Below are 17,956 nucleotides of genomic sequence, written 5' to 3'. Positions count from 1 at the left end.
GATGAGCAGCGGCCAGGTCCCGGCACGTGAGAAAGCCGAACCCGCGGGAGACACCGGAGCACCGCCACCGGGCGGCGACCTCCTGGCGGTGCCCGCGAAGACACCCGGCGGCCGTTTCTCCGTGAACCTGCGGCAGAGCGGCATCTACATCGCCTTCGCGCTGATCATCGTGCTGTTCTCCGTCCTGACCGACGGTGAGCTGCTCAGCCCGCAGAACATCTCAAACATCATGGTGCAGAACTCCTACGTCCTGATCCTGGCGATCGGCATGATCCTGATCATCATCGCCGGGCACATCGACCTCTCGGTGGGCTCGGTGGTGGGGCTCACCGGCGCCGTCGCGGCCGTGCTGATGGTCGACATGGATGTGGCGTGGCCGCTGGCGATCCTCGTCACGCTGGTCGTCGGCGCGCTGATCGGGGCCTGGCAGGGTTACTGGATCGCCTACTTCGGCATCCCGGCGTTCATCGTGACCCTGGCCGGAATGCTGATCTTCAGGGCACTCACCCTGACCGTGCTCGGCAACCAGGGCATCGGCCCCTTCCCCGACGAGGTGCGGACCCTCGCCAACGGCTTCGTGCCGGGCCTCCTCGGCAACATCCCCCTCGGCCCGCTCGACGGCGCCGACCTGCTCACGCTGCTCGTCGGCCTAGCCGCGGTGGCCGGGATCGCCGGTACGCAGTGGCGGGCCCGCCAGGCGCGGCTGGGCTACCGGCAGAAGGTCGACGCGCTGCCCCTGTTCCTCCTGAAAATCGGTGCCGCCTCGGCGGTGGTGATGGTCGTCATCGTGCAGCTGGCCAGGTTCAAGAACCTGCCCTGGGTGCTGGTGCTGCTCGCCCTCCTCGTCCTGGGCTACACGCTCCTGACCAACCGCGCCGTCTTCGGCCGCCACATCTACGCCATCGGCGGCAACCTGAACGCGGCGAGCCTGTCGGGCATCAAGGTCAAGTCCGTCACGTTCTGGATCTTCGTCAACATGGGGGTGCTCGCCGCGCTCGCCGGGATCATCTTCGCCGGGCGGCTGAACCAGGCGGGCCCTACGGCGGGCAACGGCTTCGAACTGGACGCCATCGCGGCCGCGTTCATCGGCGGCGCCGCCGTCCAGGGCGGCGTGGGCAAGGTCGTCGGCGCGCTCACCGGCGGCCTCATCATGGCCGTGATCAACAACGGCATGTCCCTGATCGGCGCGCCCAGCGAGCGGGTGATGCTCTTCAAGGGCCTGGTCCTGCTCGCCGCCGTCGCCCTCGACGTGTGGACCAAGCGCCGCGCGGGCACGGCCCGCTGACCCGGCCGGGCCCCGGGCCCGGCCGCCGCTCTCCCTCGCCCGCGGCCCCGTCCCGTTCCCCTCGTGTCTCCTCCGCCCGCCGGACACCCCGGCGGGCGGGGGCGGACCGGCCGGTGGCCACGGGGTGTGGGGGTCCCCGCCCGGGGTAAAGCGAGTGATCTCGGCCGGGAAGAGGGGACACGGATGGCGATCGACTCGGTGGGCATGTGGATCGCGGTCATCGCGCTGGTGGTGGCGCTGCTCACCCTCGACTTCGTGGTGGCGGCGCGCCGGCCGCACACCGTGGGCATGCGCGAGGCCACCGCCTGGACGGTCTTCTACATCGGCGTGGCCATGGCCTTCGGCCTGGTCCTGTGGTGGCTGGCCGGGTCGGGGCTCGCGACGGAGTATTTCGCCGGGTGGATGGTGGAGAAGAGCCTCTCCGTCGACAACCTCTTCGTCTTCGTCATCATCATGGCGCGGTTCTCGGTGCCCGAGGAGCACCAGCAGAAGGTGCTGCTCTTCGGCATCGCCACCGCCCTGGTGCTGCGCGCCGTCCTCATCGCGGTCGGCGCGGCGGCCATCGCCCTCTTCTCCTTCACGTTCCTGATCTTCGGCCTGCTCCTGATCTGGACGGCGGTCCAGCTCGTCCGGCACAGGAACCAGGACCCCGACGTCGAGAACAACCCCCTGATCCGCCGCGCGGGCAAGGTGCTGCCGGTCAGCGACGACATGCACGGCGGCAGGCTCGTCGCCCGCGAGGACGGCAGGCGGGTGGTCACGCCGCTGTTCGTGGTCTTCCTCGCCATCGGGAGCACCGACCTGCTGTTCGCCCTCGACTCCATTCCCGCCGTCTTCGGAGTCACCCGGCACCCGCTCATCGTCTTCGCCGCCAACGCCTTCGCGCTGCTGGGGCTGCGCGCCCTGTACTTCCTGATCGAGGGCCTGCTCGAACGCCTGGTCTACCTGTCGATCGGCCTCGCGGTCATCCTCGGCTTCATCGGCCTCAAGCTCATCCTGTCGTTCCTGCACGAGGACGTCTCGAAGTCCTTCCCCGAGGTCCCGACCCCGGTCTCCCTCGGGGTGATCTTCCTGGTGCTGCTGGTCACCGTCATCGCCAGCCTGCGGAGGGTGCGCGCGCACCCGGAGGAGCGCGCGCACGCGGGCACCCTGCACCGGATGCGCCGCAAGGACAAGAAGCAAGACCAGGACGGGAGCGAGGGCCGGGGACAGGGGGGCCGTTCCGGCCGTCGGGGCTCCACCGACGGCTGAGAAGCCGGATCCCCCCGCGGGCGGAGGTCTCGCCGGCGGATTCCCCGTGGACGGATGCCCGGCGAACGAAGGTCCCGCCAGGTAGTACCCGGCGGACGGATCTCCTCGGAGGCGGACGCCCGGCGAACCGGCGCCGCGCCGGACGGATCCCCGGCGGAGCACCGCGCGAGCGGGTCGGTGGCGGGAAGACGCGAGTGTGCGGGCCGCCGCTCAGGCCAGGCAGCGCAGGGCGGCCTTCAGCCCGCGGTCGAGAGGATGGTCGTCCGGCAGGCGGCCGACCGTCGCCTCCACGAACACCGGGACCGGCAGCCGCTCACTCATCCCGTCCACACGCACCCGGACCTCGTCGCCGGTCAGCTCCACCCGGGCCTTCGAGTCCTGCTCGGCGAGCACGAACACGCCCACCCGCGCCCGCCACCGGGCCCGCTCCCCGGCCTCCTCCTCCGCGACGGGCGCGCCGACGTCGTCGGCGTGGGTGGCGTACTCGGAGGCGTAGTGGAAGGTCTGCAGCCCCACCGGGTACGGCCCGGCGAAGGTCGGCAGCGGGGCCTCGTAGCCGAGCGCGCGCATCCGCTCGCGCGTGTCCCCGTTCTCGCGCCGCCACTCCTGGAACACCTCCTCGACCGGAAGGCCACGACGCCCCTCCACGCACCACTCGTTGAAACCGTCGAAACCGCCTCCCACGCCCTCGCGCCGGAGCATCGCGGTGAAACCGTCGAGGTCGTCGTCCAGGCAGGCGTGGTTGTACAACTCCTCCCCCGCCAGGTGCCCGAGCACGTCCCGCACCGACCAGCCGGCCGCCCGCGAGGGGCGGTCCCAGCCCTTCGCGTCGAGTCCCGAGAAGTGGCGGTCGAGGCGTTCCGCCTCGGCGTCGAAGACGTCGAACGGGTCGAGCCCCACCAGAGGGTCCTTCGATTCGTTGGTCATGCCTCAGCCGTACCCGGAGAACGGCGAACGTCCCCTGGTCGAGCCGCCTGCCCGGCCCTGCGGTGCGCGGGGGCCGTCACCGCCGCACGCGGCTACACCTGGCCGGTCTACGGCCTTCCCGGCGGCGACCCGCGACGCACCTACGTGGAGTTCACGCTGGAGTCCACCGGCACCGGCACCACGCTGACCATGGTCGAGAGCGGGTTCGCGCAACTGCCGGACGCCGGAGAGCACAAGGTGGCACAGCAGTTCCTCGCCGCGCTCGCCCGCGACTGGGACGGTCCGCCGGCCGCCCTGCGGGACCAGTTGAGGTGAGGGCCCCGCGCGGCGTCCGGTCGTCCTTCCTGCCCGCCGAGCTCGTTGTCCGGACAGGGCTCCGGCGCGACCACGCCGCCGTCCGCGACGGACCGTCCCTCCGGCATGGAACTAGTCGTCGTCATCCCCGTCGTCGTCTCCCCTGGAGTGACGACGACGGGGCCCCTCGTCCCGGTCGTCCGGCGGGAAGACGAACCCGGAGTCGCGCAGGAAGTCGATGAGCGGCCCGTCGGAGGCGAGCCTGCCCCTGCGCCGCGCCTCGGACAGGTCCCGGCTCAGCCGGCGCAGTTCGTCGCGCGCCTTCTCGTTCTCGCCCCGCTGAAGGGCCTGGGCCACTTCGGAGACCCTCTTGCGGATCTGGCGGGCCACCTTGGGGTCGATCTTCCCCTGGCGCTCCTGGCCGGTGACCGCCCGGTGGAAGACCGGCAGCAGCGTATGCCATCCGGTCGCCGCCGGTGGCGACCGGATCGGTATCGGGGACGGCGCCGCGGACGCGCTCCCCGAGACGGCCGGTGTGGGTGACGGCGACGCGGGCCGCTCCGGAGACCGCGTCTCGGACGGCACCGCCGCGATCGAGGACGACACCGCCGCGGTGACCTGCCCGGCCGGGTCCGACGGTGCCAGCGCCCAGAGAGCCGTCGCCACCAGTACGGCCACCGTGCCCAGCGCGATCGCGGCGGACCGCCCGGGTGATCGCCCCCGCACGAGCGCGGAGAGGGCGCCGGAGAGGACAGCGGACAAGGGCGCCGGTACCGGTCCCGGCGTGGCCGTCGGCGGCGGCACGGTGTCGTACGTGGACGTGGGTGCCGGCGGCGCGGTGTCGCGGGCGGGCGACGCGTGGCGGGCCGTCACGGTGACCTGGCGGACCACCTCTCCCCCGGTCGGCCGCGCGGCGGGATCCTTCTCCAGCAGGGCGAGGACCAGTCTTTCCAGCTCCACCGGGACATCGGGCCGGTACCGCCTGGGCGGGTCCGGCCGGTCGCGGACGTGCTGGGAGATCACCTCCGTGGCCGCGCCGACGAACGGGGGCCGCCCGCACAGCAGCTCGTAGCAGACGCAGCCGAGCGCGTACAGGTCGGAGGCCGTGTTTCCCGGCTCGCCGAGGATCTGCTCGGGAGACAGGTAGGCGGCCGTGCCGATGACGCTTCCCACCGAGGTCAGCCGCATCGCGGCCTCGGTCGCGACCCTGGCGGTACCGAAGTCGACGACCTTGAGCGCACCCCCCGCGCCCAGGTGCAGGTTCGCGGGCTTGACGTCGCGGTGCACGACCCCGGCCCGGTGCGCGGCGTCCAGCCCGAGCGCGGCCTGCCTGACCAGGTGGCACGTCTCGGACACGCTCAGCGGCCCCCGTTCGGCCAGCTCCGCGGCGAGGTCCCGGCCGGTCAGCAACTCCATCACCAGGTACGGCCGATCCTCGTGCTCGCCCATGTCGAGCACCGTCACCACGTTGGGATGGACGACGCGCGCGGCGGTCCTGGCCTCCCGGGCGAACCTCTCACGCGTCGCGGCGTCGGCCACCTCCGCTGACAGGATCTTGACCGCCACCGCCCAGCCCGGCCGCAGATCGTACCCGCGCCAGACCTCGCCCGTGCCGCCACGGCCGATCAGCTCGTCCAGCCGGTACCGACCGGCGAGCACGGCCGCTGTCCCTTCCCAAACGCCCACGATCCCCGCCATCGATTCTGAGCCCGACAATTGGCACACAACTATATGAGGGGAGGTTCCGACCTGCGGATATACGCCTTAAATCATCTCTGAGCTGGGGTTTCGCGTCCTGTCGGGTCTCATTGAGCCGCGGGCGATCCCGGCGGCGGGTTCTCCGCGTCATCCGGTGAACGGCGACCTGGCGGTCCGGGAGCGTGCCGGAAACACCGAGTCCCGGAAGCGGCGTGCGCCTCCGGGACTCCGGCCGTACGGCTCAGCCGGCGGTCGCCTGCTCTCCGGCCGCGTTCACCGGGCGGTAGGTGAGGGCGAGGAGGCCGGTGTCGAACGTCGTGCTGTCCACGAGTTCCAGGGTCGCCGTGACGTTCTCCCCCCGGAACAGCCGCTGCCCCTGGCCGACGATGACGGGGGAGACCAGGAGCCGGTACTCGTCGAGCAGGCCGTGCTCCATGAGTGTGTCGGTGAGCTGACCACAGCCCCAGATCATGATGTTCCCGCCGGGCTGCTTCTTCAGCTCGGTCACCGTGGCGACGAGGTCGTCGCCGTGGATGATGGTCGAGGGCTCCCACTCGGCCTTCTCCAGGGTCGAGGAGACCACGTACTTCTGGATGCTGTTCACGTGGTCGGCGTAGGGGTTGCTCATGCCGGGCCAGGCCTGGGACATGCCCACGTAGGTGACCCGTCCCAGCAGCAGGGCGTCGCTGCCGAGCGCGAGGTCCATGGCGTACGCCATCGACTCCTCGTTCGTGTACGGCATGGACCACAGATGCGGGTTGTCGATGAAGCCGTCGAGGGTGGTCTGGGTCATGGTGATGATCTTCCGCATGGTTTTCTCCGTGTCGTTCATGTTGGACGAGAAAAGGTGTTCAGGTGACGTACGGGCTCCTGGCTCGGGCGTCGCGCAGGGCGCGGGCCCACCAGGCCAGCCGGTCGAGCGTGGTCCGCACCGCGGTGTTGCACTCCGCGGTGGCCTTGGGCCAGGTGCCGTCGGCGGCGAAGAGTTCCCAGTAGCGGGGAAGGGTGACGGCGTCGCGGATGGCCACGGCGTGCAGTTCGGTGAAGACCTGTCGGAGCTGTTCGACCGCGTGCAGGCCACCGGAGTCCCTGCCGTAGGCGACGAAGGCGACGGGCTTGGCCTGCCACTCCTCGTGGTACCAGTCGATGGCGGTCTTCAGCGGGGCCGGAAAGCTCCGGTTGTACTCGGGGGTGACCACGACGAAGGCGTCGGCGGCCGCCAGCCTCGGCGCCAGGGCGGCCACCTCGGCGGGAGCGGGCTCGTCCTGGTCGCTGAGGGTCTGCGGCAGGCCGGTCTCGGCCAGGTCGATCAGGTCGATGTCCAGATCGCCGCGCCTGCGGGCCCGAGCGGTGAACCAGCCCGCCACGGTGGGCCCGAACCGGCCGTCGCGGGTGCTCCCGATGATGACCGCCAGCCGCAGCCGGTCGTCTTCCGGCATCTCCGTACCTCCCTCGTGTTCCGCTCGGTTCGACGTGTCCTCAGCATGTCGCACCCCTTTTACGGAAAAGCTCCCGCCGTTTTACGGCCGGACCGGGGAGCGCGAAAATCCGTGGTGGGACGGTAGGTGCGCGGGACTATGGTGGCCTTCATGCGTTTCGGGGTGCTTGGGCCGCTGGCCGTGTGGACGACCTCCGGCGAACCGGTGGCGATCCCCGGGCTGAAGGTCCGCACCCTGCTGGCCGACCTCCTCGTCCACGAGGGACGCCCGGTGCCCGCCGACCGGCTCATCGACGACCTGTGGGGCGACGATCCGCCCGGCAACCCGGCCGGCGCCCTGGCCGCCAAGGTCTCGCAGCTGCGCAGGGTGCTGGAGGACGCCGAGCCCGGCTGCCGGGATCTGGTCGCCCGCCACCCCGCGGGCTACGTGATGAGGGCCGACACCGACGTGGCCGGTTTCCTGCGCCTGCTCGACGAGGCGGCCCTGGCCGGGGACCCATCGGCCAGGGCCGCGCTGCTGGCCGACGCGCTGGCGTCGTGGCGCGGTCCCGCGTTCGCCGACTTCGGCGACGAGCCGTTCGCGCGCCCCGCGATCGCGCGGCTGGAGGAGCGGTGGCTCACCGCGCAGGAGGACCGCGCGGAGGTACGGCTGGAGCTGGGCGAACACGTCCGGCTCGCGGGAGAACTCGGCGACCTGCTCGCCGCGCACCCCCTCAGGGAGCGGCTGCGCGCCGCGCACATGCGCGCCCTGTACCGGTCCGGGCGGCAGAGCGAGGCACTGGACAGCTACGAGGAACTGCGCGTCCTGCTCGCCGGCGAGCTGGGCCTGGATCCGGGCTCCGACCTGGTCGCCCTGCACCGGGCCGTCCTCGCCCAGGACCCGGCACTGGCCGCGCCCGGCCCTCTCCCGGACAGGCCCGGCACCAACCTCCCCGCGCCCCTCACCGACCTGGTCGGCAGGGAGGAGGCCGTCGCCGGGATCCGCGCCCTGCTGGAGGCGGAACGGCTGGTGACGCTCACCGGTCCCGGCGGCGTGGGCAAGACCCGTCTGGCGGTCGAGACCGCCAGACAGCTGACCGGCTCGGCTCCCCCCGGCATCGTGCGTGACGGGGTGTGGCTGGTCGAGCTGGCCGCGCTCGACCGTCCCGGCGACGAGGACGCGGTCCACCGGCTGGCTGAGATGATCATGACGGTGCTGGACGTCCAGGACATCGCGGGTGCCGCGCCGGTGACCGCCGCCGACCGGCTCACCGAGGCGCTGCGCCCCCGGCGGCTGCTGCTGGTGCTGGACAACTGCGAGCACGTCGTCGAGCCGGTCGCCGAGCTGGCCGGAGCGCTGCTGCGCGCCGCCCCGGGGCTGCGGATCCTCGCGACCGGCCAGGAGCCGATCGCCCTGCCCGGCGAGGTGGTCTGGAGCGTCCCGCCGCTGGAGGTGCCCGGCCGGGCCGTCGACGACATCCCCGCCCTGGAGCGGACGGCTTCCGTACGGCTGTTCGTGGCACGCGCGTCCGCAGTGACCCAGGGGGCCCGGGGGTTCGCCCTCGACGCGGACACCGCCCCGGCGGTCGCGACGCTGTGCCGCAGGCTGGACGGCATCCCGCTGGCGCTGGAGCTGGCCGCGACGAGGGTCCCCGTCCTCGGGGTGCACGGTCTCGTCGCCCGCCTCGACGACCGGTTCAGGCTGCTGTCCACCGGGCACCGGGGTGTCCCCCCGCGCCAGCAGACCCTGACGGCGATGATCGACTGGAGCTGGGACCTGCTGACCGACGCCGAGCGCGCCGTCCTGCGCCGCCTCGCCGTGCACGCCGACGGCTGCACGATGGAGGCCGCCGAGGCCGTCTGCGCGGAGGACGACCTTCCGGCCGCGGACGTGCTCGACCTGGTGGCACGGCTGGTGAACCGGTCGCTGGTGGTCATGGTGGACGGTGCCGACGGGCCGAGATACCGGTTGCTGGAGTCGGTGGCGGCGTACTGCGTCGAGCGCCTCCAGCACTCCGGGGAGTACGAGCGGGTGCGGCGGCGGCACCTGCGCCACTACACCGGCCTAGCCGAGCGGGCCGAGCCGCGCCTCTACGAGGCGGACCAGCGACGCTGGCTGCGGCGCCTCGACTCCGACGCCGCGAACCTCCGCGCCGCGCTGAACGCGGCCGTCAGGGACGGCGACGCGGGCGGCGCGCTGCGCCTCGTCGGCGCGATGGCCTGGTACTGGTTCCTGCGCGGCCGGCTGACCGAGGCCCACCGGTCCCTGGCGGCGGCACTCGCCGTCCCCGGCGGACCCCCGGGCGCCGTCCCCGGGGGCGACGAATCCGGCACCGTCCGAGACCACGCGCCGGACACCCTCCTGGACCGCGAACCGGACATCGCCGACGGTTCCGGAGGCGTACCGTTCGCCGCGCTCCGGGCCAGGGCCCTCACCTGGAAGGCCGTGATCGTGTTCCTCCGCGGTGACGTCGCCGTCGCCGACCGGGAGGAGCTCCGCCGGACCGCCCTGGAGGCGTACGAGGACGCGGGCGATCCCGGCGGGCGGGCCAGGGCGTGGTGGATCCTCGCCTACGCGGGGGTCGACCTCGGCGACCTGTCCGCCGCCGGGGACCTGCTGGACCGGGCGCTACCCGCCTTCGAGGCGCTCGGCGACCGATGGGGGACGGCCGCGACCCTCGCCCTCCGGGCCAAGCTCGCGCACGTACGCGGTGACCTGGACGGACTCGGACGCGACGGCGAGCGCAGCGCGCGGATCTTCGGCGAGCTCGGGGAGCGCTGGGGACAGCTGGAGTCCGGCGGCTGGCTCGGCGCGCTGGCCGAGATGACCGGTGACCTCGACCGGGCCGAACGGCTGCAGCGCGACGGCATGCGCCTGGCCGAGGAGCTCGGGCTGTGGACGGAGTTCGCCGGGCGGCTGGGCTGGCTGGGCTGGATCGCGCTGCAGCGCGGCGACTACGCGCGGGCGGCGGAGTCGAGCGAGAGATCGCTGCGGCTCGCCGTGGAGCAGGGCCACCGGCCCGGGCAGACCTTCGCCCGGATGGGACTGGCCTTCGCCGCGCGCAGGGACGGCCGCCTCGACGTCGCGGAGACCCACCTGCGCGACGTGCTGGACGGTACCCCGCCCGACGCCGGGGAGCCGCCGCCGTACCTCCCGATGGTCGTGACCGAGCTCGGCTTCGTCGCCGAGCTGCGCGGCGACGCGGCGACGGCCCTCACCCTGCACCTCTCGGCCCTCGATCTCGTGGCCAGGTTCGACGGGGCCCGGGCGATGACGGTCTCCGTGTACGGTCTGGCCGGGGCCCTGGCCGTCGCCGGACACCACGACCGCGCCGCCCGGCTCCTGGGCGCGGGCGCCGCGGCCCTCGCGTCGGGCTCCATGCCCCTGACCCCGCTGGAGAGCGGCGACATCGACCGGATCACCGCGCGGATCCGCGACGCGCTGGGCGAGGAGCGCTTCGCCACCGAATCCGGACGCGGCGCCTCGCTCACCGCCGAGCAGATCAGATCCCTGGCCGTCATACCGGACACCGCCGCGTCCTCACCGGACCGGATCCGCGTCCCCGCCGGGCCGGCGGTGGCCGGGGACGGGGGCGTGCCCGCCCAGGCAAGTAAATCAACTCCGTGATGGATTAGGAGGCCGGGCGATCCTGGCAGACTGTCCGGCATGAGGAAGAGCGCGGAAAACGAGGAGAGCGAGGAGGGCGGAGAGGACGTCTCCGCGCCCCGGGCACGCCGCAGGGGGCGCCCGCCCAGGGACCGCTCGGCGCCGTCCACTCCAGACCGCATCCTCACCGAGGCGACCGGCCTCTTCGCCCGGCACGGGGCCGACGGCGTCTCCATGCGCGACATCGCCACCCGGGTCGGGATCGACGTCTCCAGCGTGCACCACCACTTCCCGTCGAAGGCGTCCCTGTACGACGCCTGCTTCGCCCGCGTCTTCGAGCTGGAGCAGGCGACGTTGACGCCGCCGGTGCGCGCCTTCCTCGCCGCCGTGCGCTCCGAACCCGCGGGCGACGTCGTGGGCGCCATGCACGACCTGGTGGACGCGTTCGTCGACTTCCTCGACGAGCATCCCCAGACCACGTTCCTGTGGCTGCGGCGGTGGCTGGACCCCACCCTCCACCTGTCCCTGGACGAGGCGTACTCGCTGCCGATCTACGGCGAGATCGAGCGCGCCCTGCTGGAGGCGGCCACCCGCGGCCTCGTCGTCGAGCCGACGCCGCACATCACCGTGCGCAGCCTGGTCTGGGCGGCCCACGGCCACGTGACCGCGCTGAGCGCCCGCGGCGGCGACGCCGTGACCGCCGACCGCGAGAAGCGCGAGTTCCGCGCCTACGCCCACCGCTTCATCGACCGGCTCTACGCGACCCCTGGCTCGGGCGGCTCCACAGGCTAATATTCCATCATTCGATGGAATATGGGAGGCAACGGATGCGCACAGGGGAACCGGGCCGGGAAGCGACCGTCGGCGGCGTGCCGGGCCCGGAGGCGACCGCCGGCGGCGACACCGGAGCGAGCCAGGGGGCGACCACCGACCACGAAGGCACACCGGACCGAAGCGTGACCGCCAGCCGTGAAGACGTACCGGGCCGGGGCGTGACCACCGACCGCGAAGGCACACCGGACCGAAGCGTGACCGCCAGCCGTGAAGACGTACCGGGCCGGGGCGTGACCACCGACCACGTAGGCACACCGGACCGAAGCGTGACCACCGACCGCGAAGGCGTACCGGGCCGGGGCGTGACCGCCGTCGTCGGCGGCGGTGCGGCGGGGATAGCGGCGGCCAAGGCCCTCGTCGAGGCCGGTCTGCCTGTCCTCGGCGTCGAGCGGGCCGCCTCCCTCGGCGGCCTGTGGCGGCTGGACGGCGACACCGCGTCCTACGAGGGCCTCCGTCTCAACACGAGCAAGCCGCGCACGGAGTTCTCCGACTTCCCGATGCCCGCCGAGTGGCCCGACTACCCGACCCGCGCCCAGATGCTCGAATACCTGCGGTCTTACGCCGACCGCTTCGGGGTCGGCGAGCGTTTCCGGTTCGGCACGACCCTCGAATCGGCCCGGCGTACCGAGGACGGCTGGGAGCTGGAGCTGACCGGTCCCGGCGGGCCGTACCGCGAGACGGTGGAGCACCTGGTGGTGGCGAACGGCCACAACCACGAGCCCCGGCTGCCCGAGCCTCCGTACCCGGGGACGTTCACCGGCACCGAGTCGCACGCGCACGACTACGTCACCCCCGCCGAGCTGGCCGGGAAGCGCGTGCTCGTGGTGGGCACCGGCAACTCCGCGATGGACATCGCCACCGAACTCGCCGGCCACGCGTCCGCCGTGCTGCTGTCGGCCAGGCGAGGCGTCTGGGTGCTGCCCAAGCGGCTGCTGGGCCGCCCCTCCGACCAGCTCAACGGCGCCCTCGCGGCCCTGCTCCCCTGGCGGGTGCGGCAGGTGATCTCCCAGGCGGTGCTCAGGGTCGCCGACAGGAAACCCGCCGGACCGCGCCTTCCCGATCCCCGCCGAGGCGTGCTCCAGGACCACCCCACCCTGAGCGACTCCGTTCCCCGGCTGATCGCGGAGGGAAGGGTGCTCGCGCGCCAGGGCATCGCGCGCCTGGACGGCTCGCGGGTCCAGTTCGCCGACGGCCGGGTGGACGAGGTCGACCACATCGTCTGGTGCACCGGCTACCGGGCCGTGACGCCGTTCCTGGACGCCGCCACGATGCCGGACCCGGCGAGCACGCTGCTCTACCGCCACGTCTTCCCCGTCGGCGACGACTCGATCAGCTACGTCGGGCTGATGCAGTCGACCGGCTCGGCGCTGCCCGTCGTCGAGGCGCAGGGCCGCCTCGTCGCCGCCGTACGCGCGGGCACCCACCGGCTGCCCGACCCCGGGACCGCGCGGCGGATCGCCGCCGCCGAACTCGACGCCGCCCGCGACCGCTGGGGACAGCGCAGGCCCCACATGCGGATCGACGTCGACCAGTACCTCCGCGTCATGGACCGCGAGCTGCGCGCCGCCCCGTCCCACGCGCTGGCCGGGCGCCGGATCCTGGTCACCGGCGCGGCGGGCACCTTCGGCAGGGCGATGAGCGCGCGGTTCACCGCCCAGGGCGCGCACGTGGTCGGCCTGGACATCGCCCGTCCCGGCGACTCCGACATCCCGATCATCGCGTGCGACATCACCTCCCAGGAGTCCGTCGACGCCGCGGTGACCGAGGCCGCGGCCCTGCTCGGCGGCATCGACCTGCTGGTCAACAACGCGGGCCGGGGCGGGCCCGCCCCGGCGGAACTCGCCCCCGGCGAGGAGGTCGAGGCGCAGCTGCGGCTGAACCTCCTCGGCGCCTGGCGCGTGACGGCGACGGTCATGCCCCACCTGGTGCGCACGCGCGGGCGGGTGGTCTTCATCGCCTCGCGGATGGCGGTCCTGCCACTGCCGCTGGCGGCGGCGTACGGCGTCTCCAAGCGCGCCCTCGCGGCCTACGCCGACGCGCTCCGGCTGGAGGTCGGCACGCACGTCGGCGTGACGACGGTCTACCCGAGCATGGTCCGCAGCCCGATCCACGACAGTACGCGGCAGGCCGGGCTGTCCCTGGACGCGGTGTCCAGACCGGAGCCCGTCGAGGGCGTGGTCGACGCGATCGTCCGTGCCGTCACCGCCCGCCGCGCCCCGCGCGACGTGGCGACCACCGTCAGGGGACGCGTGGAGATGATGGTCGGCAGGCACGTCCCCTCCCTGGCCGACCGCCTCGTCCGCCGCACCGTCGCCGCCCGCGTGGCGGCCGGCGACTTCGCGAACGCCCCCCTCGCGGCGGGGATGGTGAGCAGGCACCGGAGCTAGGAGGCCAGCGGGCGGCGGGCACGTTCGAGGGCGCCCCGCCCGCCCTGCTCGTCCCCTCGTCCCGCCCGTCCTGCCGGCCACGACCGGCCCCCTGCCCGGCCCGCACGTCAGAATCCGGTGAGGGCTGCTTCCTCCCCCTGAGGACCTGTCGCAGACCCCCGAGGGCCTGTCACGGAGTCCCCGCGTCGGAAACGGTGCCGGTGGAACCGGCGGCGAGCGAACCGGGGTCGGCGGAGGCCCGGTGCAGCCGGTTGCCCGTACGCCGCCAGCGGGCGAGCCCGCCGTCCAGCGGGCGCGCGTGAAAGCCGCGCTCGCGCAGCAGCCGTACGGCCTCCGGGGAGACCACGCAGTAGGGCCCGCCGCAGTAGGCCACGATCTCGGCGTCCCGGGGGAGCTCGTCGAGACGATCGCGCAGCTCGGCCAGGGGCACCGACAGCGCCCCCGGCACATGGCCGCGGGCGTGGTCGGCCGCGGAGCGGACATCGACGATCACGATGCCGGATTCGGGGTCGGCGAGACGCGCGGCGAGCTCGCCCGCGGTCACCGGCTCCAGCACGGCGGGGTCGCCGAGGTGTTCGGACACCGCCTCCCGCAGGTCGGCGAGCCTCTCCCCGGCGAAGTCCTGCAGCTCGCCCAGGAACCGCGAGACCCGCTCGTCGGCGAGCCGGTAGTAGACCCGCGTACCGTCCTTGCGGCTCGTCACCAGGTGGGCGGCGCGGAGCTGCTGCAGCTGGGCCGAGGTGTTCTTCAGCGGGACGTCCGCCTCGTCGGACAGCTGCTCGACGGTGCGTTCCCCCTGGTCGAGCACGTCGAGCAGTCTGAGCCGCACCGGACTGGCCAGCGTCTTCCCGATCCGCGCCAGCTGCCGGTAGATCGGTTCCTCGCGAAACTCCGCCATGGCCGTCAGACCATGTACTGGTCGTGGCGAAGATAGAGGTCCGTCCACTCCGCGTCGCTGAGCCGACGCCCCTCGGCCACGATCGAGCCGAGTTCCTCGAAGTACGCCTCGCGCGGTGCCCCGGGGGTGAAGAGCAGCAGCATCGAGGCCAGTTCGCCGGACTCGTTGCGGAAACTGTGGATCCCGCCCGCCGGGACGTGCAGGAAGTCTCCGGCCGTCGCGTCGGTCCAGCCCTGCCCGTCGAACAGCCGCACCGTCCCGGACAGGACGTAGAAGGACTCGGAGATCGTCCGGTGGAAATGGGGTGCCGGGCCGGACGGATTCGGCCCCATCTCCCAGCGGTACAGGCCGAACTGCCCGTCCGTCGAGGCGCCGGTGCCCAGGTAGCGCACCGCCGTGCCGCCGATCATCAGATCCGGTCCCGCGCTCGCCGGCCGGAAGACCCCGCTGCTCTCGCCCGCCTCGCCCAGGTAACGAGCCTCTGGGTACGACATCTCGCTCTCCATCCCTATGAGCCAATGTTCTAAAGAACTATAGAACAAGACAGTAGCGGGATAAAGAGCAGCTTGATCCATAAATCCAGATTTATCAGTATTTGTAATGGACGCCCGGAGCGGCGACGCACGATAGTGCAGGGAGTCTCGACTGGCCCACGGAGGTTCCCCCCACCATGCGTATCACCAGGCCGCTCACCGCCTTGGCGGCCGTCTCGATGACCGCCGCCCTGCTCACCGTTCCCGCGACACCCGCCGGCGCCGACGTCACCGGTGCCGACGTCGGCAGCGCCACCGTGGTGCCGCTCCAGGTCACCGGAGCCCCGGACAAGCGGTTCAATCTGATCATCATGGGCGACGGCTACACCGAGGGCGAGCAGTCCTCCTTCGCCGCCGACACCGACCAGCAGCTCAACGTGATGTGGTCCATAGAGCCGTACAAGTCCTACCGCAACTACTTCAACGTCTACCGGGTGGACATCGTCTCCGGCGAGTCCGGCATCGGCTGTGACCCCGACCTGGCTTCCGGGAAGAAGAACACCCCGCTGAGCATGGCCTTCTGGGGCGGCTGCAACCCCGCCAGCGTCCAGCGGCTGATCACCATGAGCAACTCGGCGGCCAACTCGTACGCCAACCTGGTGACCGGGACCAGCGGCGCCAACCGGCAGATCCTGGCCCTGGGCAACAGCGGGACCTACGGCGGAGCGGGCGGCGCCTACGCCACCTCCTCGGGCCACAACTCGATGTCGGCCCTCATCGCGCCGCACGAGATCGGCCACTCGCTGGGCGGACTGCAGGACGAGTACACCTACTACACGCGAGGCGTGGAAGGCGGCGCCTACACGGGAGGCGAACCCGGCTCCGTACACCACACCCTGCTGACCGAACAGCAGATCAAGGACCAGCGGCGGAAGTGGTGGCGCTGGCTGGGCGAGCCGAGCGAGGCGGGCGGCGTCATCGGCCGCCACGAGGGCGGCCTGTACTTCGGCAGGGGAGTCTGGCGGCCCAGCGAGCACTCGCTCATGAGGACACTGGGCTACTACTACGACCAGGTCAGCCGCGAGGTGATGACCCAGAAGATCTCCGCCAAGGTCGGCCTCATCCAGGACGGCACGCCCACCGCGTCGCCGGTCGGCGCCGACCGGGTGCTCTGGGTGGAGCCGCTGCACCCCAACAGCCACTCGCTGACCACCACCTGGAGCGTCGGCGGCACCGAGCTCCCGGGCGACCGCACCGCGCTCGACCTGCGCACACTGAACCTGCCGGCCGGCACGCACACGGTGAAGGCGACCGTCGTCGACCCGAGCGACTTCGTACGGGACCCCGCCATCCGCGCCGGCGCCCTCACCGCGACCCGCACCTGGACGGTGGACACGACCGTGACCACCGTCCCCGCCTCGGTCGACGCGGGTCTGCTCTCCTCCACGCCTGCCGACCAGGCCGTCGGCCGCGACGAGGTCGTCTACGTCGAGACCACCCACCCCGACGACGGCATCCCCGCCGTCACCTGGACGCTGGACGGCACGCGGCTCGGCGACGCCGACGGGGACCTGAATCTGGGAGAACTCACGCTCACCCCCGGCAACCACATCCTCACCGCCACCTCCGGCGACGACACCCGATCCTGGACCGTCGACAACACGCTGCCCACGACCGGCTACGAGCTCTCCGAGCCGCTGGTCGCCTCCGGCGACGCCCATGTCTACAACGGCCCCTTCACCATGAGGCTCACCGGCGGCGACGACCAGGACGGGTACGTCGTGCACGAGTCCCGAGTGGACGGCGACGGCTGGTTCAACTACTTCGGCTGGCCGACCTCCGCCGACCTGCCGTGGACGTTCAGCGAGAGCGGCACCGTCATCGACAGCCTCACGTTCGGCAAGCTGCCCCGGGGCAGGCACACCGTCGAGTACCGCTCGATCGACCCCAGCGGCAACCACGGCACGGCCGGGAGTTTCACGGTCACCACCCTCGCGGCGCCGCCCGCCTGCACCACCACGATCACCGGTACGAGGAACGGGACGATCGTAGTCCGCTCCGGCGTCACCTGCCTGAACGACGCCCGGGTCAACGGCGGGGTGACCGTCGGCTCCGGCGCGTCCCTGGTGGTCAACGGCGGCAGTGTCAACGGAGCGATCACCTCGTCCGCCGCCGCCGAGGTGCACCTGCTCAAGACCCAGGTCAGCGGTGCGGTCGTCGTCTCCGGCACCACCCGCCAACTGGTCGTCGCCGGCTCCGAGCTCAGGGGCGCGGCGGTCCTGAACGGCAACACCACCGTCGACGCCCTCGTGATGGCGGGCACCAGAATCCGCGGCGCGCTCTCCTGCGGCGGCAACACGCCCGCGCCGTCCGACGCCGGGGTGCCCAACCAGATCACCGGCAGCGGCCAGTGCGCCGACCTCGTCGCCGACCCTCGATCCAAGGCCCGGGACAGGTCCTACGAGGCCGTGATGTCCAGCGACGTCCCCGAGAAGGGCCTGGACCAGCACCACCGCTGACACGCATGACGGCGGGACGCCCCCTCCGAGGGGGCGTCCCGCCCGGGAGTCGCCCTGTCCGGCGGTCAAGCTTTCACCCGCGGAAGGTCAACGCCGCCGAACCCCTCACTTCCCGGAGACGACGAGAGCGACGGGGACAACGGGGACGACGCGACCGCGGCCTCCACAGCGCCCCGTATCGGCTCCCCGTACCGGCCTCGGTTGCATCCCGCACCGGCGGCGATGATGGCACGATGGATCCCGTGCGCGCCGAGGAGGATCCCGTCCTACGACCTCCTGGCCGACCTGGCCGCCGACCCGCACACACCGTCCCGGCGAAAGGGGCGGAAAGGGATGGCCGGGACGTGACACGGACAACGAGCGCGG

At 72.5% G+C, this 17,956-nt stretch carries 13 protein-coding genes; 7 read left to right on the top strand and 6 right to left on the bottom strand.

Annotated elements, in window-relative coordinates:
* Position 1: 1 nt before the first annotated feature.
* Both mmsB and OG587_RS19945 read left to right on the top strand, forming a co-directional pair.
* The gene (gene mmsB, locus OG587_RS19950) at positions 2-1,285 is read left to right on the top strand and encodes a multiple monosaccharide ABC transporter permease (protein ID WP_329092445.1); all 1,284 of its coding nucleotides are present in this window, start codon (positions 2-4) and stop codon (positions 1,283-1,285) included.
* A gap of 183 nt (positions 1,286-1,468) precedes the next feature.
* The gene (locus OG587_RS19945) at positions 1,469-2,536 is read left to right on the top strand and encodes a TerC family protein (RefSeq protein WP_329092443.1); all 1,068 of its coding nucleotides are present in this window, start codon (positions 1,469-1,471) and stop codon (positions 2,534-2,536) included.
* Positions 2,537-2,746: 210 nt separating this feature from the next.
* On the opposite strand, the gene OG587_RS19940 is transcribed toward OG587_RS19945, so the two are convergent.
* Positions 2,747-3,463, bottom strand: a complete 717-nt coding sequence (locus OG587_RS19940; RefSeq protein ID WP_329092441.1) for a maleylpyruvate isomerase family mycothiol-dependent enzyme — start codon at positions 3,461-3,463, stop codon at positions 2,747-2,749.
* A gap of 144 nt (positions 3,464-3,607) precedes the next feature.
* Here OG587_RS19940 and OG587_RS19935 point away from each other — a divergent pair, with 144 nt between their 5' ends.
* On the top strand, positions 3,608-3,778 hold the full coding sequence (locus OG587_RS19935; protein WP_329092439.1) for a hypothetical protein: 171 nt from the start codon (positions 3,608-3,610) through the stop codon (positions 3,776-3,778).
* Positions 3,779-3,889: 111 nt separating this feature from the next.
* On the opposite strand, the gene OG587_RS19930 is transcribed toward OG587_RS19935, so the two are convergent.
* The 3 genes from OG587_RS19930 to OG587_RS19920 form a co-directional block, all read right to left on the bottom strand.
* Positions 3,890-5,416 (bottom strand): serine/threonine-protein kinase, encoded by a 1,527-nt coding sequence (locus tag OG587_RS19930; protein ID WP_329092437.1) that lies wholly within the window; start codon positions 5,414-5,416, stop codon positions 3,890-3,892.
* A gap of 280 nt (positions 5,417-5,696) precedes the next feature.
* Complete coding sequence (locus OG587_RS19925) at positions 5,697-6,266, bottom strand: dihydrofolate reductase family protein (protein WP_329092435.1); 570 nt, start codon at positions 6,264-6,266, stop codon at positions 5,697-5,699.
* Between the two features lie 40 nt (positions 6,267-6,306).
* Positions 6,307-6,894, bottom strand: a complete 588-nt coding sequence (locus OG587_RS19920) for an NADPH-dependent FMN reductase (RefSeq protein ID WP_329092433.1) — start codon at positions 6,892-6,894, stop codon at positions 6,307-6,309.
* Positions 6,895-7,044: 150 nt separating this feature from the next.
* On the opposite strand from OG587_RS19920, the gene OG587_RS19915 reads away from it, so the two are divergent.
* From OG587_RS19915 to OG587_RS19905, 3 genes are read left to right on the top strand one after another with little or no spacing between them, the layout of a single operon-like run.
* Positions 7,045-10,500, top strand: a complete 3,456-nt coding sequence (locus OG587_RS19915; protein ID WP_329092431.1) for a BTAD domain-containing putative transcriptional regulator — start codon at positions 7,045-7,047, stop codon at positions 10,498-10,500.
* 39 nt (positions 10,501-10,539) lie between these two features.
* Complete coding sequence (locus OG587_RS19910; RefSeq protein WP_329092429.1) at positions 10,540-11,271, top strand: TetR/AcrR family transcriptional regulator; 732 nt, start codon at positions 10,540-10,542, stop codon at positions 11,269-11,271.
* A 35-nt stretch (positions 11,272-11,306) separates the two neighbouring features.
* Positions 11,307-13,700: an SDR family NAD(P)-dependent oxidoreductase gene (locus tag OG587_RS19905; protein WP_329092427.1), complete on the top strand. Its 2,394-nt coding sequence runs from the start codon at positions 11,307-11,309 to the stop codon at positions 13,698-13,700.
* A gap of 169 nt (positions 13,701-13,869) precedes the next feature.
* On the opposite strand, the gene OG587_RS19900 is transcribed toward OG587_RS19905, so the two are convergent.
* Positions 13,870-14,598: an ArsR/SmtB family transcription factor gene (locus OG587_RS19900; RefSeq protein ID WP_329092425.1), complete on the bottom strand. Its 729-nt coding sequence runs from the start codon at positions 14,596-14,598 to the stop codon at positions 13,870-13,872.
* Positions 14,599-14,603: 5 nt separating this feature from the next.
* Entirely contained in the window at positions 14,604-15,092 is a 489-nt protein-coding gene (locus OG587_RS19895; protein WP_329092423.1) for a cupin domain-containing protein, read from the bottom strand.
* A 176-nt stretch (positions 15,093-15,268) separates the two neighbouring features.
* Between OG587_RS19895 and OG587_RS19890 the strand changes: the two genes are divergently transcribed.
* The gene (locus OG587_RS19890) at positions 15,269-17,590 is read left to right on the top strand and encodes a M64 family metallopeptidase (protein ID WP_329092421.1); all 2,322 of its coding nucleotides are present in this window, start codon (positions 15,269-15,271) and stop codon (positions 17,588-17,590) included.
* The last annotated feature ends 366 nt before the right edge of the window (positions 17,591-17,956 follow it).

The sequence above is a fragment of the Streptosporangium sp. NBC_01469 genome (assembly GCF_036227305.1).
In the GTDB taxonomy this organism is placed as follows: domain Bacteria; phylum Actinomycetota; class Actinomycetes; order Streptosporangiales; family Streptosporangiaceae; genus Streptosporangium.
Note: the sequence above shows the minus strand (reverse complement) of the source record. Positions and strands in the feature narration are given on the sequence as shown.

Bases quoted from the DNA above. Each gene is read 5' to 3' on its own strand.
- mmsB (WP_329092445.1), top strand. From the start codon at position 2: ATGAGCAGCGGCCAGGTCCCGGCACGTGAGAAAGCCGAACCCGCGGGA.
- OG587_RS19945 (WP_329092443.1), top strand. From the start codon at position 1,469: ATGGCGATCGACTCGGTGGGCATGTGGATCGCGGTCATCGCGCTGGTG.
- OG587_RS19940 (WP_329092441.1), bottom strand. From the start codon at position 3,463: ATGACCAACGAATCGAAGGACCCTCTGGTGGGGCTCGACCCGTTCGAC.
- OG587_RS19925 (WP_329092435.1), bottom strand. From the start codon at position 6,266: ATGCGGAAGATCATCACCATGACCCAGACCACCCTCGACGGCTTCATC.
- OG587_RS19920 (WP_329092433.1), bottom strand. From the start codon at position 6,894: ATGCCGGAAGACGACCGGCTGCGGCTGGCGGTCATCATCGGGAGCACC.
- OG587_RS19915 (WP_329092431.1), top strand. From the start codon at position 7,045: ATGCGTTTCGGGGTGCTTGGGCCGCTGGCCGTGTGGACGACCTCCGGC.
- OG587_RS19910 (WP_329092429.1), top strand. From the start codon at position 10,540: ATGAGGAAGAGCGCGGAAAACGAGGAGAGCGAGGAGGGCGGAGAGGAC.
- OG587_RS19905 (WP_329092427.1), top strand. From the start codon at position 11,307: ATGCGCACAGGGGAACCGGGCCGGGAAGCGACCGTCGGCGGCGTGCCG.
- OG587_RS19900 (WP_329092425.1), bottom strand. From the start codon at position 14,598: ATGGCGGAGTTTCGCGAGGAACCGATCTACCGGCAGCTGGCGCGGATC.
- OG587_RS19895 (WP_329092423.1), bottom strand. From the start codon at position 15,092: ATGTCGTACCCAGAGGCTCGTTACCTGGGCGAGGCGGGCGAGAGCAGC.
- OG587_RS19890 (WP_329092421.1), top strand. From the start codon at position 15,269: ATGCGTATCACCAGGCCGCTCACCGCCTTGGCGGCCGTCTCGATGACC.